At 68.5% G+C, this 23,685-nt stretch carries 26 protein-coding genes and 3 tRNA genes; 16 read left to right on the top strand and 13 right to left on the bottom strand.

The genetic code is table 11. The annotated features are described in order from the left end of the window. Positions 1 to 26 precede the first annotated feature (26 nt). A complete protein-coding gene (gene cynS / locus A5787_RS02755) occupies positions 27 to 494 on the top strand; it encodes a cyanase (protein WP_066961224.1) in 468 nt (155 codons plus the stop codon). A gap of 91 nt (positions 495 to 585) precedes the next feature. Here cynS and A5787_RS02750 read toward each other — a convergent pair whose 3' ends face one another. From A5787_RS02750 to A5787_RS02740, 3 genes are all read right to left on the bottom strand, one after another. Then, on the bottom strand, positions 586 to 1,281 hold the full coding sequence (locus tag A5787_RS02750; protein WP_066961221.1) for a crotonase/enoyl-CoA hydratase family protein: 696 nt from the start codon (positions 1,279 to 1,281) through the stop codon (positions 586 to 588). A gap of 20 nt (positions 1,282 to 1,301) precedes the next feature. Beyond that, positions 1,302 to 2,135, bottom strand: coding sequence for a hypothetical protein (locus A5787_RS02745; RefSeq protein WP_066961217.1), 834 nt, complete (start codon positions 2,133 to 2,135; stop codon positions 1,302 to 1,304). 74 nt (positions 2,136 to 2,209) lie between these two features. Then, the gene (locus A5787_RS02740; RefSeq protein WP_066961215.1) at positions 2,210 to 2,923 is read right to left on the bottom strand and encodes an MBL fold metallo-hydrolase; all 714 of its coding nucleotides are present in this window, start codon (positions 2,921 to 2,923) and stop codon (positions 2,210 to 2,212) included. Between the two features lie 119 nt (positions 2,924 to 3,042). Here A5787_RS02740 and A5787_RS02735 point away from each other — a divergent pair, with 119 nt between their 5' ends. The 12 genes from A5787_RS02735 to rplA all read left to right on the top strand — a co-directional run bounded on the left by A5787_RS02735 (position 3,043) and on the right by rplA (position 8,062). Then, a complete protein-coding gene (locus A5787_RS02735; RefSeq protein ID WP_066961212.1) occupies positions 3,043 to 3,246 on the top strand; it encodes a type II toxin-antitoxin system VapB family antitoxin in 204 nt (67 codons plus the stop codon). Between the two features lie 99 nt (positions 3,247 to 3,345). Further along, positions 3,346 to 3,418: transfer RNA gene (locus A5787_RS02730), tRNA-Thr, on the top strand. A gap of 53 nt (positions 3,419 to 3,471) precedes the next feature. Further along, positions 3,472 to 3,545 (top strand) — tRNA-Met (locus tag A5787_RS02725). A gap of 47 nt (positions 3,546 to 3,592) precedes the next feature. Beyond that, entirely contained in the window at positions 3,593 to 3,760 is a 168-nt protein-coding gene (gene rpmG, locus A5787_RS02720; RefSeq protein WP_066907182.1) for a 50S ribosomal protein L33, read from the top strand. 45 nt (positions 3,761 to 3,805) lie between these two features. Then, the gene (hadA, locus tag A5787_RS02715; RefSeq protein WP_066961209.1) at positions 3,806 to 4,285 is read left to right on the top strand and encodes a (3R)-hydroxyacyl-ACP dehydratase subunit HadA; all 480 of its coding nucleotides are present in this window, start codon (positions 3,806 to 3,808) and stop codon (positions 4,283 to 4,285) included. Continuing rightward, positions 4,272 to 4,700 carry a (3R)-hydroxyacyl-ACP dehydratase subunit HadB gene (gene hadB, locus A5787_RS02710; protein WP_066961206.1) on the top strand — a complete coding sequence of 143 codons (429 nt, stop codon included), beginning with the start codon at positions 4,272 to 4,274 and terminating at the stop codon, positions 4,698 to 4,700. Before hadA ends, hadB begins: the two co-directional genes overlap by 14 nt. Positions 4,701 to 4,703: 3 nt before the next feature. Further along, positions 4,704 to 5,204: a (3R)-hydroxyacyl-ACP dehydratase subunit HadC gene (hadC, locus tag A5787_RS02705; protein ID WP_066961203.1), complete on the top strand. Its 501-nt coding sequence runs from the start codon at positions 4,704 to 4,706 to the stop codon at positions 5,202 to 5,204. Between the two features lie 144 nt (positions 5,205 to 5,348). Then, positions 5,349 to 5,421 (top strand) — tRNA-Trp (locus A5787_RS02700). Positions 5,422 to 5,512: 91 nt separating this feature from the next. Beyond that, positions 5,513 to 5,980 (top strand): preprotein translocase subunit SecE, encoded by a 468-nt coding sequence (gene secE / locus A5787_RS02695; RefSeq protein WP_066961200.1) that lies wholly within the window; start codon positions 5,513 to 5,515, stop codon positions 5,978 to 5,980. Positions 5,981 to 6,010: 30 nt separating this feature from the next. Next, positions 6,011 to 6,832 (top strand): transcription termination/antitermination protein NusG, encoded by an 822-nt coding sequence (nusG, locus tag A5787_RS02690; RefSeq protein WP_066961197.1) that lies wholly within the window; start codon positions 6,011 to 6,013, stop codon positions 6,830 to 6,832. Positions 6,833 to 6,854: 22 nt separating this feature from the next. Then, on the top strand, positions 6,855 to 7,283 hold the full coding sequence (gene rplK / locus A5787_RS02685) for a 50S ribosomal protein L11 (protein WP_066907205.1): 429 nt from the start codon (positions 6,855 to 6,857) through the stop codon (positions 7,281 to 7,283). Between the two features lie 71 nt (positions 7,284 to 7,354). Beyond that, positions 7,355 to 8,062, top strand: a complete 708-nt coding sequence (gene rplA / locus A5787_RS02680; RefSeq protein ID WP_066961194.1) for a 50S ribosomal protein L1 — start codon at positions 7,355 to 7,357, stop codon at positions 8,060 to 8,062. A gap of 21 nt (positions 8,063 to 8,083) precedes the next feature. On the opposite strand, the gene A5787_RS02675 is transcribed toward rplA, so the two are convergent. From A5787_RS02675 to A5787_RS02630, 10 genes are all read right to left on the bottom strand, one after another. Beyond that, positions 8,084 to 9,301 (bottom strand): RNA polymerase sigma factor, encoded by a 1,218-nt coding sequence (locus A5787_RS02675; protein WP_066961191.1) that lies wholly within the window; start codon positions 9,299 to 9,301, stop codon positions 8,084 to 8,086. Positions 9,302 to 9,309: 8 nt separating this feature from the next. Continuing rightward, on the bottom strand, positions 9,310 to 10,008 hold the full coding sequence (locus A5787_RS02670) for a YciI family protein (RefSeq protein ID WP_066961187.1): 699 nt from the start codon (positions 10,006 to 10,008) through the stop codon (positions 9,310 to 9,312). A gap of 83 nt (positions 10,009 to 10,091) precedes the next feature. Then, a complete protein-coding gene (mmaA4, locus tag A5787_RS02665; protein WP_066961184.1) occupies positions 10,092 to 10,985 on the bottom strand; it encodes a hydroxymycolate synthase MmaA4 in 894 nt (297 codons plus the stop codon). 80 nt (positions 10,986 to 11,065) lie between these two features. After that, positions 11,066 to 11,947, bottom strand: a complete 882-nt coding sequence (locus A5787_RS02660; RefSeq protein ID WP_066961182.1) for a cyclopropane mycolic acid synthase family methyltransferase — start codon at positions 11,945 to 11,947, stop codon at positions 11,066 to 11,068. Positions 11,948 to 12,089: 142 nt separating this feature from the next. After that, a complete protein-coding gene (gene mmaA2 / locus A5787_RS02655; RefSeq protein ID WP_066961179.1) occupies positions 12,090 to 12,953 on the bottom strand; it encodes a cyclopropane mycolic acid synthase MmaA2 in 864 nt (287 codons plus the stop codon). 8 nt (positions 12,954 to 12,961) lie between these two features. Further along, positions 12,962 to 13,822, bottom strand: coding sequence for a cyclopropane mycolic acid synthase family methyltransferase (locus tag A5787_RS02650; RefSeq protein ID WP_066961176.1), 861 nt, complete (start codon positions 13,820 to 13,822; stop codon positions 12,962 to 12,964). Positions 13,823 to 13,915: 93 nt separating this feature from the next. Then, on the bottom strand, positions 13,916 to 14,821 hold the full coding sequence (locus tag A5787_RS02645; RefSeq protein WP_066961172.1) for an alpha/beta fold hydrolase: 906 nt from the start codon (positions 14,819 to 14,821) through the stop codon (positions 13,916 to 13,918). 10 nt (positions 14,822 to 14,831) lie between these two features. Beyond that, a complete protein-coding gene (locus A5787_RS02640) occupies positions 14,832 to 16,178 on the bottom strand; it encodes an AarF/ABC1/UbiB kinase family protein (RefSeq protein ID WP_066961169.1) in 1,347 nt (448 codons plus the stop codon). A gap of 52 nt (positions 16,179 to 16,230) precedes the next feature. Then, a complete protein-coding gene (locus A5787_RS02635) occupies positions 16,231 to 17,049 on the bottom strand; it encodes an alpha/beta fold hydrolase (protein ID WP_231993782.1) in 819 nt (272 codons plus the stop codon). Positions 17,050 to 17,153: 104 nt separating this feature from the next. Further along, positions 17,154 to 17,744 carry a DinB family protein gene (locus A5787_RS02630; RefSeq protein WP_066961166.1) on the bottom strand — a complete coding sequence of 197 codons (591 nt, stop codon included), beginning with the start codon at positions 17,742 to 17,744 and terminating at the stop codon, positions 17,154 to 17,156. A 58-nt stretch (positions 17,745 to 17,802) separates the two neighbouring features. Between A5787_RS02630 and A5787_RS02625 the strand changes: the two genes are divergently transcribed. The 3 genes from A5787_RS02625 to A5787_RS02615 are packed head-to-tail and all read left to right on the top strand — an operon-like array spanning position 17,803 to position 23,494. Next, a complete protein-coding gene (locus A5787_RS02625) occupies positions 17,803 to 21,966 on the top strand; it encodes an NEW3 domain-containing protein (RefSeq protein WP_066961163.1) in 4,164 nt (1,387 codons plus the stop codon). After that, the gene (locus A5787_RS02620; protein WP_066961309.1) at positions 21,963 to 22,580 is read left to right on the top strand and encodes a malonyl CoA-ACP transacylase; all 618 of its coding nucleotides are present in this window, start codon (positions 21,963 to 21,965) and stop codon (positions 22,578 to 22,580) included. Before A5787_RS02625 ends, A5787_RS02620 begins: the two co-directional genes overlap by 4 nt. Then, a complete protein-coding gene (locus A5787_RS02615; protein WP_066961160.1) occupies positions 22,580 to 23,494 on the top strand; it encodes an ROK family protein in 915 nt (304 codons plus the stop codon). The genes A5787_RS02620 and A5787_RS02615 overlap by 1 nt, the downstream gene beginning before the upstream one ends. Positions 23,495 to 23,685 lie beyond the last annotated feature (191 nt).

Genomic DNA, 23,685 nt, shown 5'->3' with positions numbered 1-23,685 from the left:
CCCTGCGACCATCGTTGTGCGGTGCAATGCTGATATTCATGACGAGAGACCAACTCACCGAACAGATCGTCGTCGCGCGGCTGGCGAAGGGGCTCTCCTGGCAGGAGCTGGCCGACGCGATCGGCAGGCCGGTGCTGTGGACCACGTCGGCCTTGCTCGGCCAGCACCCGATACCCGCCGAGTCCGGCAAGGTTCTCGTCGAGATGCTCGGGCTCGACGAGTCGGCGGTTCCCGTGCTGGCGGCGCCGCCGATGCGCGGTGGCCTGCCCACCGCGGTCCCGACCGACCCGACCATCTACCGCTTCTACGAGGCGCTGCAGGTCTACGGCGGCGCCATCAAGGAAGTGATCCACGAGCAGTTCGGCGACGGCATCATGAGCGCGATCAACTTCAGCGTCGACCTGCACAAGAAGCCGCATTCGTCGGGCGACCGGGTGGTGGTGACGTTCGACGGGAAGTTCCTGCCGTATCAATGGGTATCGGCGGAAGGGTGAAGTGACGGCGCGTCGCGGCCGTGCCACACTGGCCGCGAGGAGGCGAGCAACGCGGTGGCCAGGTCTTTTCCCGGTCACCGCGTTCGCGCTGTCAGAGCCCGAACTCGGCCTCTAGTCCGTCGATTCCGGCGCGGATCGCCTTCAGCGCGTCGGCCCGGGCGCGCAGCTTGGTTGCGGCGTGGGCGTGCCGGTGCAGGGCGGCGAATTCGCGCGCGGCCTCCTCGGCGCGGTCGACCACCATCTCGGGCAACACGATCTCGTCGACGAACCCGGCGGCCAGCGCGGTTTCGCCGAAGAACGTCTTGGCCAGCCCGGCGGCCTGCTGGTAGGCCGACTGCGTCAGGCGCAGCTTCATGATCTCCAGGGCCGCGTAGGGGATGACCATGCCGATCGCCACCTCGTTGGCCTGAATGTTGTAGGCGTGGGCGGCCACCCTGTGGTCGCCGGACGACAACAGGAACGCGCCCATCGCGATGGCGTGGCCGGTGCAGGCCATCACCACCGGCTTGGGATAGGACAGCAGCCGATACGCCAGCTCGAAGCCGCCCCTGAGCATGTCGATCGCCGGCTGCGCCTCACCGGAGGTCAGGATCTTCAGGTCGAACCCGCCGCTGAACACCCGCTCGTTGCCGGTGATCACCAGCGCCCCGGCGTTGTCGCTGTCGGCCCGGTCGATCGCCTCGCCCAGGGCGTGCTGCATCGTCGGGCCCAGCGCGTTGACCTTGCCGTCGTCCATCCGGATGACCGCGATCGAATCCTTCTGGCTGTACTGCACCGGGCCGCTCATGGGTGCTCCTTTGTCCTGGGTCAGACGTGCTGGCTGCGGTGTTTGGCCAGATCGGCTTCCGCGTTGCCCCAGCGCAGGCTGACGTCGGTGGGCTGGTCGAGCAGTCGGGTGCGCCAGCGGTCCTGGGTCTCCTGCACGGCGCCGTTGATTCGTTCGATCTCGCTGCGGAACACGTCGGGACGCGTTTCCTTGCTCGCGTAGTGGAAGTAGGTCAGCAACCCGCGCAGCAGCTCCAGCTTCTGCTTTTCCCGCTTCGCCAGGTCGTGGGTGGTCATCAGCTCGATGCGCTGAACCGGCGGCAGCGCGTCCCAGTCCAGCACGACGCTGGTCTGCAGCATGGGCCGTTCGGCCGCCCAGAACCGCCAGCCGCGCGGCTTGTCGGGGCGGTCGTAATAGATCACCGAGCCGGCGAAGCGCGACTCGATGCCCGTTCCGATCTCGGCGCGGTCGAGCGCCGAATCCCACACCATGCGCCATTCCTGGCCGGGCGCGAGCACCGGCAGCTCGCGCGGCAGCTGCAGTTCTACGACGTCGGCGTAGCCGTCGGCGGCGTTTTCGTATTCGGCCACCGTCGGTGGGTTGGGAAAGGCGAACCGGATGTCATACGCCGCGGTCTGGCCGAAATTCCGGACGACGAGTTCGATCACGTGCCAGTCGGCGGGATGGGGTTCCATGAACATCGCGACCTGGGGCCGCGTCCGCTCCGCGGCCAACCGGCGGTTGAGTTTGAGCTGCCGGCTGATGAAGACCAGCGCGACGACACCCAGCAAAATCGCCGCCCATGCCGCCCATGCCACCCAGGTGCCGGACCCCACCTGGGTGACCCCCTGCCAGGCGTTCTGGATCCACCCCATTCGACCCACCCTTTCTTTCGCTGGACCGATAGTAAAGGCGTCCGGCGCGCATTGCCGATTCGGGAATGGCTCGCTCAGCCGCCCATCAACATTCGCCACTGATCGAGATCGGCCGCGCGGTACACGTAATTCGAGCGCTTGACCTCCGACAGCGATGCGCTCGGCTCGGCCGAATACCAATGCCCGGGAAACACCGTCGGGTCACCGGGCAGCGTGGCGAGCCTTTGCAGGCTGCGATACATCTCGTCGGAGTCGCCACCGGGAAAGTCGGTGCGTCCGCAGCCGTCGAGAAACAGCGTGTCACCGGCGACCAGGCGGTCCCCGAGCAGGAAGCACTGGCTGCCTGGCGTGTGACCGGGGGTGTGCAACAGCTCGATCTCGATGTCCCCGACGCTGACCTTGTCGTGTCCCTCATGGGTGGTGAGATCGCCGAGGCCGATCCCGGTGACCCGCGAAACCCAAAGGACCTCATGTGTGTTCACATGCACGGGAACGGGCGCCCGCTCCAGCAGCTCGGCCAGGCCCTTGAGCTGGAAGCCCATCATCGAACCGCCCACGTGGTCGGGGTGGTGATGGGTCACCAGCACCCCGGACAGGTGCATGCCGTCGGTCTCGAGCGCGTCGAGCAGATCGCCGGCGGCGTAGGCGGGGTCGACCACCAGGCAGTCCCCGGTCTGCCGGTCGCCGATCAGGTAGGCAAAGTTGCGCATTTGCGTCGCGAACATGTCGCCGGCGGCGAAATCGCGACCCGATAGGAGTTGACGGAAGTACAGCCGGTCCTCTGACACCCGACCAGACTAGGGCGTGCCGCCGTGTCGCCGCTCGGGGCTTCCCATCAGCGCACACTTTGCCGGCACACGCTCGTCGCCCATCGGGTGAGCCCCCGCCTAATGGGTATTGTTGGCGCATGAAGAAGAGGGTCGAGATCGAAATCGACGACGGTCTGGTCCAGGAGGCGATTCGTAGGTTCCATCTGGCCGACACGCGCGAGGCCGTCCATCTCGCGCTGCGGACGTTGCTCGGTGAGTCGGATCCGGAGGATAAGCAAGACGACGAGTACGACGAGTTCAGCGATCTCAGCGCGTGGCAGCTGCGCCACGACGGAAACTAGTCGAGGAGCCGCACCTGCGCCGTTCCGCGGTTTGGTGACGTTGCGCGCCAGGCTGTAACCTCTTTTAGGCCCGGGGCACGACTGTCGCTTGGGCGATCGGCCCCCTTAGCTCAGTCGGTAGAGCGTTTCCATGGTAAGGAAAAGGTCAACGGTTCGATTCCGTTAGGGGGCTCGGCGGACGTCGAGCTGGCAGGCGGCCCCAAACCCTCAACGGGGTTGCCCAGAGGCGATGTAGCTCAGTCGGTTAGAGCGAACGACTCATAATCGTTAGGTCGCCGGTTCGAGTCCGGCCATCGCTACAACACAGCACCACAACGCGAGTTTCACCAGAGCAGAGAGAACGGACATGGCTTCCAGTACCGACGTGCGGCCGAAGATCACCTTGGCATGTGAGGTGTGCAAGCACCGCAACTACATCACCAAGAAGAACCGCCGCAACGACCCCGACCGGATGGAGCTGAAGAAGTTCTGCCCGAACTGCGGCAAGCACCAGCCCCACCGCGAGACACGTTAGCCTGCTTAAGCAGTTATCGAGACCGACTGGGTAGGTTCTATAGCCGTGTCGTTGAGCAAAGACATTATCGGGATGCACTACCGCTATCCCGACTACTACGTGGTGGAGCGCGAGAAGATCCGCGAGCACGCGATAGCGGTGAAAAACGACGACACCGCGTTCTTCGACGAGGACGCGGCCGCCGACCTCGGCTACAAGGGCCTACCCGCCCCGCTGACATTCATCTGCGTATTCGGCTACAAGGCTCAGTCGGCGTTCTTCCAACACGCCAACATCGCGGTTGAGGACGCGCAGATCGTCCAGGTCGATCAGGTGCTGAAGTTCATGAAGCCGATCGTGGCCGGCGACAAACTGTACTGCGATGTGTATGTGGATTCGGTGCGCGAGTCTCACGGCACCCAGATCATCGTGACCAAGAACATCATCACCGACGAAGCCGGTGACGTTGTCCAGGAGACCTACACGACCCTGGCGGGCCGTGCCGGTGAGGATGGAGAAAAGGGATTTTCTGATGCCACTGCGTGAGTTCAGTTCGGTCAAAGTGGGCGACAAGCTGCCGGAGAAGGTCTACCCGCTGACCCGTCAGGATCTGGTGAACTACGCGGGTGTCTCCGGCGATCTCAACCCGATCCACTGGGACGACGAGATCGCCAAGGTCGTCGGGCTGGACACCGCGATCGCCCACGGCATGCTGACCATGGGATTGGGCGGCGGCTACGTCACCTCGTGGGTCGGTGACCCCGGCGCGGTCACCGAGTACAACGTGCGGTTCACCGCCGTGGTGCCGGTCCCCAACGACGGCAAGGGTGCCGAGCTGGTCTTCAACGGCCGGGTGAAGTCGGTCGACCCCGAGAGCAAGTCGGTGACGATCGCCCTCACGGCGACCACCGGCGGCAAGAAGATCTTCGGCCGGGCCGTCGCGTCGGCGAATCTGGCATAGGACATGGCCCTCAAAACCGACATCCGCGGTATGAGCTGGAAGTTTCCGGACTATTTCGAAGTGGGCCGCGAGCAAGTTCGCGGATTCGCACGGGCGATCAAGTGCGACGATCCGGCATGCTTCGACGAGGCGGCGGCCGCCGAACTGGGCTACCACGCCATCATTGCACCGTTAACTTTTGTGTCGATCTTCGCGAAGATCATCCAGGACGACTTCTTCCGGAATGTCGACGTCGGCATGGAGACCATGCAGATCGTCCAGGTCGATCAGAAGTTCGTCTACCACAACCCGATATTTGTGGGCGATAAGCTCTACGGCCGGATGGACGTCCGATCGGTGAATGAGCGTTTCGGCGCCGACATCGTCGTCACCGAGAACACCTGCACCAATCAGGACGGCGAGGTGGTCCTGCTCGCCTACACCACCCTGATGGGACACGAGGGTGACGACTCCATCCAGCTCAGATGGGACAAGGAATCCGGGCAGGTCGTCAGAACCGCGTAATTAGTATCTGACTCCTGCATCGATGTACACTCGGACCTCGGGGTTTTCCCAGCATCAGCGCGCTTTCCGGGATTCGAGCATTCGGGGAGCGCGCGTGTCATGTAAGCCCCGGCAGGTAAGCGCAGGTTGGCCTGCCAACCGCGAAGGGGCGTAGCTCAACTGGCAGAGCAGCGGTCTCCAAAACCGCAGGTTGCAGGTTCAAGTCCTGTCGCCCCTGCAGACGGCGAAGCCGTGCCATGGTGGACACTGGAGAAGTGCCCCTGCACAGTGGGGCGGCCCGCGGGACATAGCAAACAAAGGAGCATGCGGTGAGCGACGAGGGCGACGCAGCCAACGACGCCGCACGCGACGGCGGCGACACCGAGGAGAGCCGCGACAGCGGCGGTCGGACGGCCTTGGTGACCACGGCGCGGCCGCAACGGCCGACAGGCAAGCGGTCGCGGCAGCGCGCGGCCGATGCCGACGACGTCGACGCGGAGTCGCCGGCCGCGGTCGAGGACGCCAAGGAGGACAAGGCCAAGAAGGGCCGGACGGCCAAGAAGGCCAAGGCGTCGAAGACGCCGCGGAAGCCCGGCGACCGTTCGGCCAATCCGTTCGTGTTCGTCTACAACTACCTCAAGCAGGTCGTTGCAGAGATGCGGAAGGTGATCTGGCCGAACCGCAAGCAAATGCTCACCTACACCTCGGTGGTGTTGGCGTTCCTCGCCTTCATGGTGGCGCTGGTCGGCCTGGCGGATTTCGGCCTGGCCAAGCTCGTGCTGCTGGTGTTCGGCTGAGCTTGAGAAAGACAGAGAGGACCGAAAACCGTGACTACCTTCGACGGTGACACGTCCGCGGGTGAAGCGGTCGACGTGCACGAGGTCGCTGAGACCCCAGAGAGCACTGAAGCGACCGAAGCCACTGAAGCGACCGAAGCCACTGAAGCGACCGCCACCGAGACCCCGGAGGCCGCCGAGACCACTGAGCAGGCGGAACCCGCCGAGCAGGCCGAGCCGGCCGAGGAGGCCGACCCCGCCGCCGCGCTCAAGGCGGAGCTGCGCAGCAAGCCCGGAGACTGGTACGTCATCCACTCGTACGCGGGATACGAGAACAAGGTGAAAGCCAACCTGGAAACCCGCGTGCAGAACCTGGACGTCGGCGACTACATCTTCCAGGTCGAGGTGCCGACCGAAGAGGTCACCGAGATCAAGAACGGCCAGCGCAAGCAGGTCAACCGCAAGGTGCTGCCCGGCTACATCCTGGTGCGCATGGACCTGACCGACGACTCGTGGGCCGCGGTGCGCAACACCCCCGGGGTCACCGGGTTCGTGGGCGCGACCTCACGCCCGTCGGCCCTGATGCTCGACGACGTGGTGAAGTTCCTGCTGCCGCGGGGGGCGGCGAAGAAGGCCGCCAAGGGCGCTGCCAGCACCGCTGCCGTCGCGGAGACGGGTGGCCTGGAACGTCCCGTCGTCGAGGTCGACTACGAGGTCGGCGAATCGGTGACCGTGATGGACGGGCCGTTCGCGACGTTGCCGGCCACGATCAACGAGGTCAACGCCGAACAGCAGAAGCTCAAGGTGCTGGTGTCGATCTTCGGCCGCGAAACCCCCGTCGAACTGACATTCAGCCAAGTCTCCAAGATTTAGTCAGGAAGGAACGCAACATCTCATGGCCCCGAAGAAGAAAGTCGTTGGGCTGATCAAGCTCCAGATCCAGGCCGGGCAGGCCAACCCCGCCCCGCCGGTCGGGCCCGCGCTCGGCCAGCACGGCGTCAACATCATGGAGTTCTGCAAGGCGTACAACGCCGCCACGGAAAACCAGCGCGGCAACGTCATCCCGGTGGAGATCACGGTCTACGAGGACCGCAGCTTCACCTTCGCGCTCAAGACGCCGCCCGCCGCCAAGCTGCTGCTCAAGGCGGCCGGCGTCGGCAAGGGCTCCGCGGAGCCCCACAAGACCAAGGTCGCCAAGGTCAGCTGGGATCAGGTCAAGGAGATCGCCGAGACCAAGAAGGCCGACCTCAACGCCAACGACATCGACGCCGCCGCCAAGATCATCGCCGGCACCGCCCGGTCGATGGGCATCACCGTCGAGTAGCAAGTCCAGCCGTGGGAGGGCCAGCTTCGGCCCGCCGATAACCACGACCCAACATCAGATTGGATGAATCAATGAGCAAGAACAGCAAGGTATACCGCGCCGCCGCCGAGAAGATCGACCGCGGCAACCTCTACACCCCGCTGCAGGCGGCGAAGCTGGCCAAGGAGACGGCGTCGGCCAAGCAGGACGCGACCGTCGAGGTGGCGATCCGGCTCGGCGTCGACCCGCGCAAGGCCGACCAGATGGTCCGCGGCACGGTCAACCTGCCGCACGGCACCGGTAAGACGGCCCGGGTCGCGGTGTTCGCCGTCGGCGACAAGGCCGAGCAGGCGCAGGCCGCGGGCGCCGACATCGTCGGCAGCGACGACCTGATCGAGAAGATCCAGGGCGGGTTCCTGGACTTCGACGCGGCGATCGCCACGCCCGACCAGATGGCCAAGGTCGGTCGCATCGCCCGCATTCTGGGCCCGCGCGGCCTGATGCCGAACCCCAAGACCGGCACCGTCACCCCCGACGTTGCCAAGGCGGTGGCCGACATCAAGGGCGGCAAGATCAACTTCCGCATCGACAAGCAGGCCAACCTGCACTTCGTCATCGGCAAGGCGTCGTTCGACGAGAAGAACCTGGCCGAGAACTACGGCGCCGCGCTCGACGAGGTGCTGCGGCTCAAGCCGTCGTCGTCGAAGGGTCGCTACCTGAAGAAGATCACCGTGTCGACGACCACGGGCCCCGGCATTCCGGTGGATCCGGCCGTCACCCGCAACTTCGCCGAGGCCTGATTTCGGCGCTCGCCGTACGCGTCATCCCCCGCACTCGGCGATGCGCCGCCGCAAGAAGTCGCGGCCCGGCTCAGAGCCGTTGGACTCCAAAGCCATTCGGTACCACCGCGCGGCTTCCGCACGCCGCCCGGCGCGCCGCAGCAGATCGGCGCGCACCGTCGCGACGAGGTTCGACCGGCCCAGCCGGGGATCGTGCGCGACCGTGTCCAGGGCGGCCAGGCCCGCGGCGGGCCCGTCGCGGAAACCGACGGCGAGCGCGCGGTTGGCGCGCACCACGGGTGAATCGGTGATCTGCAGCAGCCGGTCGTAGGCCGCGCAGATGGTGACCCAGTCCGTCTGCTCCCAGGACGGTGCCGTCGCGTGCAGCGCGGCGATCACCGCCTGCGGCAGATACGGGCCCGTCGATCCCTCGGCCTGTCGCAACCGCTCCAGCCCGCGCGAAATGCGCCCGCCGTCCCATCGACCACGGTCCTGCTCATCAAGGGGCACCAGGGCTCCGGCTGAGTCGACCCGGGTGGCCCGTCGCGAATCGTGCAACAGCATCAGGGCGGCCAAGGCGTGCGCCTCCAGCTCGTGCGGCATCAGCGCGCACAACTCCCCGGCCAGCCGGACCCCCTCGTCGCACAGTTCGTCCCGAATCGCCGACGGGCCCGCTGTCGACCAATAGCCCTCGGTGAACACCGAGTAGATGCAGGCGAGCACGTGCGGCGTGCGCTCGGGCAGCAGCTCGGCGGGCGGCACCCGCAGCGGGATGTTCGCATGCCGAACCTTGTTCTTGGCGCGCGTGATTCGCTGGCCGATCGCCGCTTCGCTCTGCAGGAGCGCGCGGGCGATCTCGCCGACGGTCAACCCCGACACCAACCGCAGCGTGAGCGCCAGCTGCGACGGCCGGTCCAGCGCCGGGTGCGCGCAGGTGAACATCATCCGCAGCTCGTCGTCGCGAACCGGATAAGGATCGGTGCCGTCGGTGCGCGCCAGGATCTCGTCCGTCACGGCCGCCAACTCCTTCCCGGGACGCGCCGATTCGCGGCGCAGCCGATCGCGGGCGCGGTTGCGCGCCACGGTCACCAGCCAGCCGCCGGGGCTGTCGGGCACCCCGTCGCGCGCCCAGGCGCGAAGCGCCTCGGCGCAGGCTTCCTGGACGGCGTCCTCCGCGATCGTGAGGTCGCCGGACCACCGCGCGAGCGCGGCGACGGCGGGTCCCCATTCGCGACGGAAGACGCCGTCCAGGTTGGTCATTCGCGCATTTAGAGCCCGGACACCCCGGCCAGCTGCCGCACCTGAACGGTCGAGGCGGGGATCATCGAAGCGAGCTTGACGGCCTCGTCTCGATCCGCGGCGCTGAGAAGGTAGATCCCGGTGGCGATTTCGGCGCCCTCGACATATGGGCCGTCGGTGATCAGAGCCTCGCCGTCGCGCACCCGCACGGTCGTGGCCGTGGACCGGTCGTGCAGTGCGGCGCCGCCGATGATGTGATCGCCCGCGGCCGCGTGGAGATCGACGTGCTTTGCCGCCACTGCCTCCCACTCCGGTGTGCCCGGCGTGTGTGCGGATTCGGCCGGCTCCAGCAGCAACGCGAGCCAGTCGTTGCCGGTGGGCTCGCGGGACAGCTCAATCGAGTGGACCGCAGGCCACACTTCCACGGCCCCGAACTTGGCGAGCGGGATATCGCGCGCCAGCGCGAGCGCCTCGTCGAGGTTCTCGGCCTCGAACACGTAGTAGCCGCAGGCCACCTCCGCGGCCTCGGCGAACGGGCCGTCGGTGACAACCGGCGCGTCCGGGCCGCCGGTGATGGCCACCGCCGCGGCAGCGGGGGCCAGCGCATCCCCGGATTTGATGGCGGAGCCGGCTTTGGCGTGGAAGCTCTCCCATTCCGCCATCGCGGCGGCCGCATCGTCGGGCGAGCGGTCTTGCTCCTGGCCGATCAACAGCGCGAAGTACTGCATTTGTCGTCACCTCCCGGTAGTGAGCGAAACCCTGTGTTCCACTCTCTACCTTGTCGACGAACGGCGCAGCCCCGATCCGACAGTTAGGCGGCGCCCGGCTTGAGGTAGGTCACCAGGCTGCAGTCGAGCATCTCGTCGGCGAAGTAGTGCTCGCAGCCCCGCAGGTATTTCATGTACCGCTCGTAGACCTCTTCTGAGGTGACCGCGATGGCCTTCTCCCTGTTGGACTCCAGCGTGTCGCCCCAGATGTGCAGCGTTTTGATGTAGTGCGGCCGCAGCGAAAGCGGTTCGGGCACTAAGAAACCCGCCTTCTCGCCGTGCTCGATCATCATCTCGGTGGATGGCAGCCGGCCGCCCGGGAAGATCTCGGTGACGATGAACTTGATGAAGCGCGCCGTTTCGAAGGTCAACTTCTTACCCCGCGCCGCCATCTCGAACGGGTGGTAGCTGACGCTGCTCTGGACGGTCATGCGGCCGTCGTCGGGCATGATGTCGAAGCACCGCTTGAAGAAGTCGTCGTAGTTCTCGTGACCGAAGTGCTCGAAGGCCTCGATCGACACGATCCGGTCGACGGGCTCGTTGAAGTCCTCCCAGCCGTGTAGGCGAACCTGGCGTGAGCGGTTCGTGTCGAGCGCCCCCAGCACCTGCTCGCAGCGGGCGTGCTGGTTCTTGGACAGCGTCAGGCCGACGACGTTGACGTCGTACTTCTCGACCGCGCGCCTCATGGTGGTGCCCCAGCCACAGCCGATGTCGAGCAGGGTCATGCCCGGCTTGAGGTCGAGCTTGTCCAGGTTCAGGTCGATCTTGGCGTACTGGGCCTGTTCGAGCGTGATGTCCGGCGGCTCGAAGTACGCACAGCTGTAGATGCGGGTCGGGTCCTGGAACAGGGCGAAGAAATCGTCGGAGACGTCGTAGTGCGCCTGAATGTCTTCGAAGCGCGTCCGCGTCTTCGTCGGGCCAGTCGGTTGATCAGCCATTTTCCGCCTTGCTCCCCTGGGAGTTCACTGCCGAAGGCGCGGGTAAGCGCCGTCGAGATACGTGCCGACGATACCGAAGTTCACTTCTCCAACGTGAACTGGTTGCAGTCGACGTAGCCCATGCGGAACACCTTGGCGCATCCGGTCAGGTACTTCATGTACATCTCGTAGACCTCTTCGGACTGGAGCGCGATGGCCTCGTCCCTCCGCGCCTCGAGGGCCTCCGCCCAGAAGTCCAGGGTCCTGGCGAAGTCCACTTGCAACGACTGGCGGCGGGTCACCCGGAAACCGACCTTCGCCGCGTGCTCCTCGACGGTCTCGATCGTCGGCAGCCGGCCGCCCGGGAAGATGTCGGTGACGATGAACCTCATGAACTTGGCCATCTCCATCGTCAACGGGAGGCCGCGCTCCAACACCTGCGTGACGTGCAGCCCGGTGATCGAGTGCAGCATCATGACGCCGTCGCCGGGCATGGCCTCGTACGCGAATTTGAAGAAATCGTCGTAGCGGTGAAAACCGAAGTGCTCCAACGCCTCGATGACGACGATGCGGTCCACCTGCTCGTCGAACTCGGCCCAGTCGCGCAGCAGCACGCGTCGCGAGCGGTCGCTGTCGATCCCGTCGAGCACCTGCTGGCAGTAGGCGTGCTGATTCTTCGACAGGGTGAGCCCGATGACGTTGACGTCGTAGCGCTCGACGGCGCGCTTCATCACCGAACCCCAGCCGCAGCCCACGTCGAGCAGGGTCATCCCCGGCTGCAGCCCCAGCTTGTCGAGCGACAGGTCGAGCTTGGCGAGCTGCGCCTCGTGCAACGTCATGCCTTCGCGCGGGAAGTACGCGCAGCTGTAGGTTCGGGTCGGGTCCACGAAAAGGGCGAAGAATTCGTTCGACAAATCGTAGTGCGACTGGACATTGTCGAGGTTCGACCGCTTAAGCGTGGCCCCCACTCGATTCTCGAGCATGCATCCTCCCGACTAGACCGGCGCCTTGGCTCGATGCCGTCCCCCGGCACCCTACACGCGGCCGGCCCCATCCCTTACGTTTCACGTCGCGCGCCCTAGGGTTTCTCGACTGCCCCGTTCCCCAGTGTGACGTGTACCACCGCTATTTTTCCAGAGTGAACTGATTGACGTCGATATAGCCCGTCCGGAACGCGTTCGCGCAGCCGGTCAGGTACTTCATGTACCGCTCGTAGACCTCGTCGGATTGGACGGCGATGGCCTCGTCCCGGTGCTCCTGCAGGGCCTGCGCCCACAGGTCGAGCGTCCTGGCGTAGTGCGGCTGCAGCGACTGCCGGCGGGTCAGCGTAAACCCTGCCTTGGCCGAGCGCTCGCCCACCATCTCGATCGACGGCAGCCGCCCGCCCGGGAAGATTTCGGTGACGATGAACTTGATGAACCGGGCCATCTCGAACGTCAGCGGGATGCCGCGCTCGATGCATTGCGGTCCGGTCAGCCCGGTGATCGTGTGCAGCAGCAGCACGCCGTCCGCGGGCAGGACGCCGTGGGCCATCGCGAAGAAGTCGTCGTAGCGATCGTGGCCGAAATGTTCGAACGCGCCGATCGACACGATGCGGTCGACGGGCTCGTCGAACTGTTCCCAGCCGGCGAGCAACACCCGCTTGCTGCGCGGGGTATCCATGGTGTCGAACGTCTTCTGCACGTGGGCGGCCTGGTTTTTGGACAGCGTCAGGCCGACGACATTGACATCGTATTTTTCAATCGCCCGCCGCATGGTTGCGCCCCAGCCGCAGCCGACGTCGAGCAGCGTCATGCCGGCCTGCAAACCCAACTTGCCCAGCGCCAGGTCGATCTTGGCGAGCTGCGCCTCTTCCAGGGTCATGTCGTCGCGCTCGAAGTAGGCGCAGCTGTAGGTCTGGGTGGGGTCCAGGAACAGCCGGAAGAATTCGTCGGACAGGTCGTAGTGCGCCTGCACGTCGTCGAAGTGGGGCGTCAGACCCTCGGCCATGGATCGCCTCACTTCGTGAGCGTGTACTGGGCGACGTTGGAAATGCCCTTGCGGAAGAGGTTCGCGCAGCCGGTCAGATAGCGCATGTAGCGGTCGTAGACCTCTTCGGATTGGATGGCGATGGCCGCGTCGCGATTGGCCTGCAGGTTGGCCGCCCACATGTCCAAAGTCCGCACGTAATGCTGCTGCAGGTATTGGACCTTCTCGAGCGAAAACCCGGCTGCCTCCGAATTGTCGATGATGTCGGCTTCGCCGCACATTCCCCCGCCGGGGAAGATTTCCTTTCCGAGAAAGCGAAAGAACCGCAGATCGCTCATGGTCACCGTGATGCCGTGGTCCCGCCAGTACGTCTGCGGATAGGTGAATATGCTGTGCAACAGCATCCGGCCGTCATCGGGAAGGATGTCGTAGGCGCGTTCGAAGAAGAGGGGCCAGCGCTCCTTTTTGAAGGCGTCGAACGCCTCGAAGGTGACGATGCGATCCACCTTCTCGTCGAACTCTTCCCACCCCTGCAGCCGAGCCTCGGCGTTCCGGGTCGTCGGGATCGCGGCCAGCCTGGCCTTGCTGCGCTCATAGTGGTTGCGGCTCAGGGTAACTCCGATGACATTGACGTCGTACTTCTCGACGGCGCGCACCAGTGCCCCGCCCCATCCGCAGCCGACGTCGAGCAGGGTCATCCCCGGTTCGAGGTTCAGCTTGTCCAGCGCCAGATCCACCTTGGCGAGTTGAGCCTCCTCCAGCGTCATGTCGTCGCGCTCGAAGTACGCGCACGTGTAGACCATGTTGGGGTCCAGGAACAAGCCGAAGAAGTCGTCGGAAATGTCGTAGGTCGACTGCGACTCTTCGTAATACGGTTTCAGCTCCGCCATTGTTCGTCCATCCTCCCAACGCCAACCGTACAACGCAGTAAGAGCTTCGGTGAAACTCACAGGGCGGCGGCGAAAGCCGTCCGTTCCTGGCCTTCAGCCGGCCTCGGCGAAGTTGCTAGTCAGCACGCTGACCAACCGATCCCACAGTTGCTGAGGCAGGTCGTGGCCCATGCCGTCGAACAAGAATAGTCGAGCGCCGTTAATGGCGCGTGCGACCGCGCGTCCGCCCGATGGACGCATCAGTTTGTCGGCCCGGCCGTGCACCACCACGGTCGGCGCGACCGTCCGCCGGTTGTAGCCGAGCAGGCTGCCGCTGGCCATGATCGCGCTGAAGTGCCGCGCGACGCCCCATGGATAGTAGCTGCGTTCGTAGCCCTCGATGGCCTCGGCCCGGACCTGCTCCTCGGGTGCCTGGTAGCGGGGGCTGCCGGTGATCTTGGTGACGCGCACGACGTTGTCGACGATCACCTCGCGGGGGGAACCGGGCGGCGGCCCTTTGAGGACCGCCAGCAGGGCGCGCGGGGCCGGGGGCGGCAGGAATGGACGATTGTTGCTGGAGAAGATGACCGCCAGGCTCTTGGTCCGCTCGGCGAACCGCCCCGCGAAGACCTGCGCGATCATGCCGCCCATCGATGCCCCGACGATGTGCGCGCGTTCGATGCCCAGCTGATCCAGCACGGCCGCGGCGTCGTCGGCCAGGTCTTCCAGCGCGTAGGCCGCCTCGCCGCGCAGCCCGAACCAGAACCGCAGCAGCCGCGGGACCAGGGGCTGGCCGGCGCCCGCCCTCGGCGTCTTGTCGGACAGGCCGACGTCGCGATTGTCGTAGCGGATGACGCGCAGGCCCTGGGCGACGAGCTTCTCGCAGAACGCGGTTCGCCACAGCAGCAGCTGGGCGCCGAGGCCCATGATGAGCAGGACGGGCGGGTGATCGACCTCGCCCATGTCCTCGTAGTACAGCTTCAGGTCGCCCGAGATGGCATGACCGGTGCGGATTTCCATCGGGTCGCCCCTAGACCTCCACGTCGCTTTGATGCTCGCGGCTGACCTCGACCATGAAGTTGGCGAAGTAACCCGTCAACTGCGGGTCGGACATCATCTGCCACTTCGGCGCCAGCAGCTTCATGTACCGCTCGACGTAGAGGAACTGCTTGCCGATCAGCACCAGCTCGCGGGGGAGTTTGACGTCGTAGGCGTCGGCGAGCGCCGACAGCTGCCGCCCGATGTCCGCGTAGGACATGTCGCCCAGCGTCTGCATGGTCAGCGGGGTGGCGAACTTTTCCAGGTCCTTGGCGGCCTCGGCCTCGGGCCTCATGGTCCCGACGGCGCCCATCAGCACCACGATCTTGCCGGCCGAAGCGTGGTCCTTCTTGACCAGCAGCGCGTACACCAGCTCGCGCAGCAGCCAGCGGGTGCGAGGGTCGATCCGGCCCATGATCCCGAAGTCGAAGAACACGATGCGGCCCGTCTCGTCGACGTACAGGTTGCCGGCATGCAGGTCGCCGTGGAACAGGCCGTGCCGCAGCCCGCCCTCGAAAAGCGAGAACAGCAGTGCCTTCACCAGCTCGGTGCCGTCGAAGCCGGCCTGGCGAATGGCCTTGACGTCGTCGATGCGGATGCCGTGCACCCGCTCCATGGTCAGCACCCGCTCCGTGGTGAAGTCCCAGTGCACCTGCGGCACCCGGATGTTCTTGCCCAGGGGTGAGGCGTGCAGGTGCGAGACCCACGCATCCATCGACTGGGCCTCCAAGCGGAAGTTCAGCTCCTCGGCCAGGTTGTCGGAGAAGTCGGCGACCACGTCCTGCGCCGACAGGCGGCGGCCCAGCTTGGCCAGCTCGACGGCCTGGGCGAACCGCTTCAGGATCTGCAGGTCGGCCGCCACCCGGCGCCGGATGCCCGGGCGCTGGATCTTGACGACGACTTCCTCGCCGGTGTGCAGGGTCGCGTAGTGCACCTGGGCGATGGACGCGGACGCGAAGGGCGTTTCGTCCCACTTGGCGAACAGGTCCGCGGGGTCGCCGCCGAGATCCTCGACGAGGAGCTTGTGCACCTCTTTCGGGTCGGCGGGCGGCACCCGGTCGAGCAGCCCGCGGAATTCGCGGGACAGCGACTCGCCGAACGCGCCGGGGCTGGACGCGATGATCTGCCCGAACTTCACGTACGTAGGTCCGAGGTCCGCGAACGTGTTCGGGAGCTGCTTGATCACCTTGTGCTGCCACGGCCCCCTGCCGGGCAGCTTGGCGACGATGCGGGCGGCGGTTCGGGTGACCTGCCACCCGGTAACTGCTACCCGGGCCGCTTCGACCGGCAGCGGCACCCGGTCGAGCTTGGCCACCTCGCGGTGTTTGGTAGTAGTCATTCCAGCAGTCTGCCAAATCGTGGCTGTCAAGTCCCAATTGCTGTGAGCGCGCTCACCGGGCCCCGGCTAGCGCGAAGTGTTCGGTGAGGGTCTCGATGATCGGCCGCCAGGCCGGTTGCGGAAGGTCGTGTCCCATCCCGTCCACCACCACGAACCGCGCGCCGGGTATGGCCGCGGCGACCGCGCGCCCGTTGCGCGGGCGCACCATCGGGTCGGCCGAACCGTGCAGCACCACGGTCGGAGCGGTGATCGCCTTGGCGTAGCCGAGCAGGCTGCCGGTGCCCAGCACGGCGTCGAATTGGCGCAGCATGCCCGGCGGGTAGCTGCAGCGCTCCGCGAGCCGGCGCACCCGCGTGCGCAGTTCGGCGTCGGGCGGCAGGAAGTTCGGGCCGTTGAACACCGCGACGTTGCGCACCTCGAAGGCGAGTTTCTCCTCGGCGGAGGCATCGTTGGCCGGCGGGTCGAACGCCAGCCTGATGACGCGCCAGGCCGGCAGCGCGGAGAAGGGCTTGCCGGTGGTCGACATGATGACGCCCAGCGACGCCACCCGGTGCGGTGCGGTGGCGGCCAGGATCTGCGCGATCATGCCGCCCAGCGACGCCCCCACCACGTGGGCCCGGTCGATGCCCAGCCGGTCGAGCAACGCCACCACGTCCTCGGTCATGTCGACCAGGGTGTAGGGGACGCGGCTGGGTCTGCCCAGCAGATAGCGGCCGACCCGTCGGTACACCGGGCCGGGCGCCCGCAGCCCGTGCATCTTGGCCGACAGCCCGGTGTCGCGGTGGTCGAAGCGGATGACGCGGTACCCGGCGTCGACGAGGCGCGCGCAGAACCCGTCGGGCCACATGGGCAGTTGGGCGCCCAGGCCCATGATGAGCAGCGCGGGCGGCGCGGCCGGGTCGCCGAGGTCCTCGTAGTAGAGCTCGACGGGGCCGTGCGGCGTCTGACGGCGGGCGATCCCGCTGCGGATTTGCGCTATTTCTTCCAGGGCTGGACCCAGCCTTCGATCTGCCAGTTCTCCAACGCGGCGATCAACTCGTACATGGTGGCGCCGTCGACCGTCTCGCGGACGATGTCGGCGTGCCCGGCGTGGCGGGCCAGCTCGTTGATGACGTGCAAGATCACCCAGCGCACCGACCAGGCCTTCTGGTTCTTGGGAAACCAGGGGATGTCCTGCGGAACGGGCACCGCGGCGTCGAGGTCGGCGGTCTCGACCAGGCGCAGCGATTCGGCGTTCTGGGCCTCGAAGGCTTTCAGCAGCCCGGCCAGCGTCTCGTCGGGCCGCATCACGTGCTGCTCGCCGAACTCCTTGGCGATCTCGTCGAAGGGCCGCGGGTCCTTCGGAGCCAGGTCCGGCGCGGCGGCTACGCGTGCCATCCAGCTGCGCTGCATGGCGGTGGCGTGCTTGATCAGCCCGCCGACCGACAGTGCGCTGACCGAAGGCGTCGAGCGGGCCTGTTCGTCGGTGAGGCCGTAGGAGACGGCGAAGTAAGCGCTTTGGTGGAACGCCAGGAATTCGCGCAGGGCGTTGCGCTCGTCGGTGACGGGAGGGGCGAGGGCGGGCATGACCAGATCCTAGGTCCAGATGCCGACACCGCGGCCCCCCGCGTCGTAAGGTGCGGGGGTGCAGGTCATTTCGGCGGACTCGACCGAGCTTTTCGTCGGGCCGCCGGACGCGCCGCTGCAGCTCGCCCGCATCGGCCTCGCGGGCTGCGCCGGGCCGACCCCGATCCGCATCGACGGCGACGGCCTGAGCGGCGAGGCGACGGCCCAGCCCGGGGGCGGGGCCGTCGAGGTGCCGGTCACCGTCGCCGGTGCCGCCGTCGGCGAGCGCCGGGCGGCGCGGGTGCACGCCGGCGGCGCCACCGCGGAGTTCGAGTTCACCGTCGCCGAGCCCGGGTGGACCATGTACATGGTCAGTCACTTCCACTACGACCCGGTCTGGTGGAACACCCAGGGCGCCTATACCAGCGAGTGGGCCGAGGACCCGCCGGGGCGGCAGACCAACGCCTTCGAACTGGTCCACGCCCATCTGGAGCTGGCCCGCCGTGAGCCTGAATACAAGTTCGTGCTGGCGGAGGTGGACTACCTCAAGCCGTACTGGGACACCCACCCCGAGGACCGCGCCGACCTGCGCCGGTTCCTCGCCGAGGGTCGCGTCGAGGTGATGGGCGGCACCTACAACGAGCCGAACACCAACCTGACCGGCCCGGAAACGACCGTCCGAAACCTCGTGCATGGCGCCGGGTTTCAGCGCCACGTCCTGGGCGCCGACCCCGCCACCGCGTGGCAGCTCGACGTGTTCGGCCACGACCCGCAATTCCCGGGGTTTGCCGCCGACGCGGGCCTGACGTCGAGTTCGTGGGCCCGCGGCCCGCACCACCAGTGGGGTCCCGGCGGCGACGTGGACCGCATGCAGTTCCGCAGCGAGTTCGAGTGGATCGCGCCGTCGGGCCGCGGCCTGCTCACCCACTACATGCCCGCGCACTACGGGGCGGGCTGGGGGATGGACTCGTCGGCGTCGCTCGCCGAGGCCGAGGGCGCCACCCACGCGCTGTTCCAGCGGCTCAAGAAGGTCGCCTTGACGCGCAACGTGCTGCTGCCGGTCGGCACCGACTACACGCCGCCGAACCAATGGGTGACCGCGATCCACCGCGACTGGGCCGCGCGGTATACCTGGCCGCGCTTCGTGTGCGCGCTGCCGCGGGAGTTCTTCGCGGCGGTGCGCGCGGAACTGGCGCAGCGTGGCTGCGAGCCGTCGCCGCAGACCCGCGACATGAACCCGATCTACACCGGCAAGGACGTGTCCTACATCGACACCAAGCAGGCCAACCGGGCCGCCGAGAACGCCGTACTGCAGGCCGAGCGCTTCGCCGTGTTCGCCGCGGTGCTGACCGGCGCCGAGTACCCGCAGGCCGCCCTCGCCAAGGCGTGGGTGCAGCTGGCCTACGGCGCGCACCACGACGCCATCACCGGTTCGGAGTCCGACCAGGTGTATTTGGACCTGCTGACCGGCTGGCGCGACGCGTGGGAGCTGGGCCGCGCGGCCCGCGACAACTCGCTGGCGCTGCTGTCCGGCGCGATCGGGGGCGACGTGGTCGTCTGGAATCCGTTGGCGCAGCCGCGCACCGACATCGTGACCGCCCGCCTCGACGCGCCGCCGGGCGCCGGGGTCCGGGTGCTCGATCCCGACGGCACCGAGCTGCCCGCGCACGTCGAGCACGACGGGCGCTCGGTCACCTGGCTGGCGCCCGACGTGCCGTCGCTGGGCTGGCGGGCCTACCGGCTGGTCCCGGCTGGCGAAGCGAGCGGCTGGGAACCCATGCCCGGAGCGGCGATCGCCAACGAGCACTACCGGCTGGAGGCCGACCCGGCGCGCGGCGGGGGAGTCGCGTCCCTGGTCCGCGACGGCCGGCAGCTGATCGCCGACGGCCGGGTGGGCAACGAGCTTGCGCTCTACGAGGAATACCCGTCGCACCCGCAGCAGGGGGAGGGGCCGTGGCACCTGCTGCCCAAGGGTCCGGTGGTCTGCTCGTCGGAATCGCCGGCGCGGGTGCGGGCCTATCGCGGTCCGCTCGGTCACCGGCTGGTCGTGCACGGGCGCCTCGGCGCCCTGCTGCGCTACACCCAGACGCTGACCCTGTGGAACGGGGTGGCGCGGCTGGACTGCCGCACCGTCATCGACGAATTCGCCGGGGAGGACCGGTTGTTGCGGCTGCGCTGGCCGTGCCCGGTGCCGGGCGCCATGCCGGTCAGCGAGGTCGGTGACGCCGTCGTCGGGCGGGGCTTCGCGTTGCTGCATGACGGGGCCCGCTCCGTGGACACCGCGCGACACCCGTGGACGCTGGACAACCCGGCGTACGGCTGGTTCGGCCTGTCGTCGGCGGTCCGGGTCCGCCTCGGCGGCGCGGATAACACAGTGCGGGCCGTGTCGGTGGCCGAGGTGGTGACGCCGGCCGAGGCGGCGTCCGGGTCGCCGGCGCGCGAGCTGATGGTCGCGCTGGTGCGCGCCGGCGTCACGGCGACCTGCAGCGGCGCCGACAAGCCGCGCTACGGGTGCCTGGGAGTCGACTCCAACCTGCCCGACGTCCGGATCGCGCTCGGCGGGCCCGCTCGCAACGCCTTTGCCAAAGCCGTTCTGGCGCAGGCGGATCCGGAGTACGCCGCCGAACTGGAGCGCCAGCTGGCCCAGACCGGCCGGGCCCGCGTCTGGGTGCCGGCCGAGGGGCCGTTGGCGGCCGCGTGGGTGCCCGACGCGGACCTGCGGCCGCCGCGGGCGCTACCGGTCCTGGTGATCGACGGCCGCGACGAGCAGGGCGTGGCCGCGGCGATCGCGTCGGTCGTCGAGGATCTGGCGGACGCCGAGATCGTGGTCGATCAGCGGGCCCCGTCGGGCATGGGCCGCTTCGAATCCCGCACGGTCGCGCTGCTCAACCGCGGGGTGCCCAGCTTCGCCGTCGACACCGACGGCACCCTGCACACCGCCTTGCTGCGGTCCTGCACGGGCTGGCCGTCGGGCACCTGGATCGACGATCCGCGCCGCACCGCGCCCGACGGATCCAACTTTCAACTCCAGCACTGGAGCCACGCCTTCGACTACGCGCTCATCACCGGCGACGGCGACTGGCGGGAGGCCGAGATCCCAACCCGCGCGGCCCAGTTCGCCCACCCGCTGCTGGCCGTCGTGCCGGGCGGGCGGCGCGGCGAGCTGGCCGCGTCCGGGTCGCTGCTGCACGTCGAGCCCGCCGGCGCGGCGCAGCTGGCGGCGCTCAAGGCGGCCGGTAACCCGCTGACCACCGGCAGCGCCCGGCCCGTCGACCCCGCCGCGGTGGCCCTGCGGTTGGTGGAAACCACCGGGAACCGCACCCGCGTCGCCGTCGGCTCCGGGCTCGGCGCGGTGCGCGGGATGCAGTTCGCCGATTTGCTGGAACGGCCGCACGGGCCAGCGGCCTCGATCGACCTGCACGGCTATCAGGTCGCCACGGTGCTGGCCCGCCTCGAGATGCCATCCATATCGGGGGTTTTCGAGGGTTCCGCGGTACTGGCACCGGACGCCGAGGTCGCGCAGCCGCTGTACGCGCGCTATTGGCTGCACAACCGCGGGCCCGCGCCGCTCGGAGGGTTGCCGGCCGTCGCGCACCTGCAGCCGCAGCGGGTGACGGCCGCGCCGGGCGGCGAGGTGGCGTTGCGGCTCAGCGTGGCCAGCGATTGCAGCGATGCCGCGCTGGACGGCGCGGTGACGGTGGTGTGTCCCGACGGCTGGTCGGCCGCACCGGCCGAGCTGCCGTTCACCCTGTGCGCCGGCGATCACCGCGAGGCCGACGTGGTGGTGTCGATCCCGGCGCGCGCGAGGCCCGGGCTGTACCCGGTCCGCGCGCAGCTCCGCCTCGCGGGCGACGGCGTCCCCGCGGCCTGGCGCCAGGTGGTCGAGGACGTGTGCGTGGTGGAGGTCGGGGCGCGCGATGGGTCCGAGCTGCTCTACCTCGTCGACGCGCCGGCCGACGTCGAGGTCGCGGTGGGCGGGACCGCCCGGCTGGCCGTGGCGGTCGGCACCCACGCCCGGGCCGACCTGGCGCTGGAGGCGCACCTGATCAGCCCGTGGGGCACCTGGGAGTGGATCGGCCCCGCCGTGTGCGGCGCGGTGCTGCCCGCGGGCGGCACGGTCGAGCTCGGCTTCGACGTGACGCCGCCGCCGTGGCAGGACCCCGGCCAGTGGTGGGCACTGGTCCGGGTCGGCTGCGCGGGCCGGCTGGTCTACTCGCCGGCGGTGCGGGTGACCGCGACATGAGCGCCCGGCTGGTGGCGAGGGTGGCCGGCGACCCGGTGTCCGTCGACGAGGTCGACGCGGCCGAGGCGCGGTTGCGGCGCGGACGGCGCGCGGCCGCGCTGCCGGCCGGCGGCACCGCCGAGGGCCGGCAACTGCGGCGCTGGCTCACCCAGGTGATCGTGACCGAGCGCGTGGTCGCCGCCGAGGCCGCCGCGCGCGGCCTGACCGCGCGGGACGCGCCGGCCCAGGCCGAGCTGCTGCCCGACGCGACCGCCCGGCTGGAGATCGGCAGCGTGGCCGCCGCGGTGCTGGTGGATCCGCGGGCACGGGCGCTGTTCGCCGACGTCACCGCGGCGGTCCGGATCGGCGCCGACGCCGTGGCCGACTACCACGCCCGCAACCCGCTGCGCTTCGCCGCGCCGCAGCCCGGCCCCGGCGGCTGGCGGGCGCCCCCGCGCACCATCCCGCCGCTGGCACAGGTGCGCCCGGCGATCGCCGACCACCTGCGGGGTGCCGCGCGCCGGCGCGCCTTCCGGGTGTGGCTGGACGCGCGCCGGGCCGCGCTGGTCCGGCTCGCGCCCGGCTACGAGCATCCGGGCGACCCACGCCAACCCGACAACACCCACCGCCACTGATGGCCGCGTTCACGCTCAGCCTCGACATCGGCGGCACCAAAATCGCCGCCGGCCTGGCCGATCCCGGCGGTGCCCTGGTCCACACCGCCATCCGGCCCACCCCCGCCGGCGGCGACGCCGAGGCGGTCTGGGCCGTGGTCGCCGCGACCATCGCCGACGCCATGCGCGCCGCCGACGGTCCCGTCACCGCGGTGGGCGTCGCTTCGGCCGGCCCTATCGACCTGCCCGGCGGGAGAGTCAGTCCCGTCAACATCCGATCCTGGCGCGGCTTCCCGCTGCGCGATCGGGTCGCGGCCGAGGTGCCGGGCGTGCCGGTCCGGCTCGGCGGCGACGGCGTCTGCATGGCGCTGGGTGAGCATTGGCTCGGCGCGGGCCGCGACGCCCGTTTCATGCTCGGCATGGTGGTATCCACCGGCGTGGGCGGGGGATTGATCCTCGACGGCGTCCCGTATACCGGGCGCACCGGCAACGCCGGTCACGTCGGCCACGTGGTGGTCGAGCAGGAGGGCCGGCCGTGCGCGTGCGGGGGGCGCGGCTGCGTCGAAACCGTCGCGTCCGGGCCGTGGATGGTGCGCTGGGCCCGCGACAACGGCTGGTCCGCGCCGCCGGACGCCGGCGCCAGGGACCTGGCCGCCGCGGCGGCGGGCGGGGACGCGCTGGCGGTGCGGACGTTTCGCCGGGGGGCCACCGCGCTCGCGGCGATGATCGCGTCGGTCGGGGCGGTGTGCGACCTCGACCTCGTCGTCATCGGCGGCGGCGTCGCCAAGTCCGGCGGCGTGCTCTTCGACCCGCTGCGCGCCGCGCTGGCCGATTACGCCGGGCTGGATTTCCTGGCCGGCCTGCGCGTGGTGCCGGCCGCGCTGGGTGGCGAGGCCGGGCTGGTCGGCGCGGCGAGGCTGGCGGGGCTCGGCTAGGCGGCGTTTTGGCTGACCGCGGGGGGTCGCGCTATTGTGGTGGCGATCCACCGAAGACCGTCGGTCACCGAGCAATCGGTTGAAGGTCCGGGAACATCCCGGCGGCCCACGCAGGAGGACGAGGCACCACGCCGGCGCACGCCGGCGAATTTCACGCCCCGGCCGCTTCCTGCGCCGGGGCGTTCGTCGTT

Origin of the sequence: Mycobacterium sp. 852002-50816_SCH5313054-b (assembly GCF_001667185.1) — a bacterium.
Classification (GTDB): domain Bacteria; phylum Actinomycetota; class Actinomycetes; order Mycobacteriales; family Mycobacteriaceae; genus Mycobacterium.
Note: the sequence above shows the minus strand (reverse complement) of the source record. Positions and strands in the feature narration are given on the sequence as shown.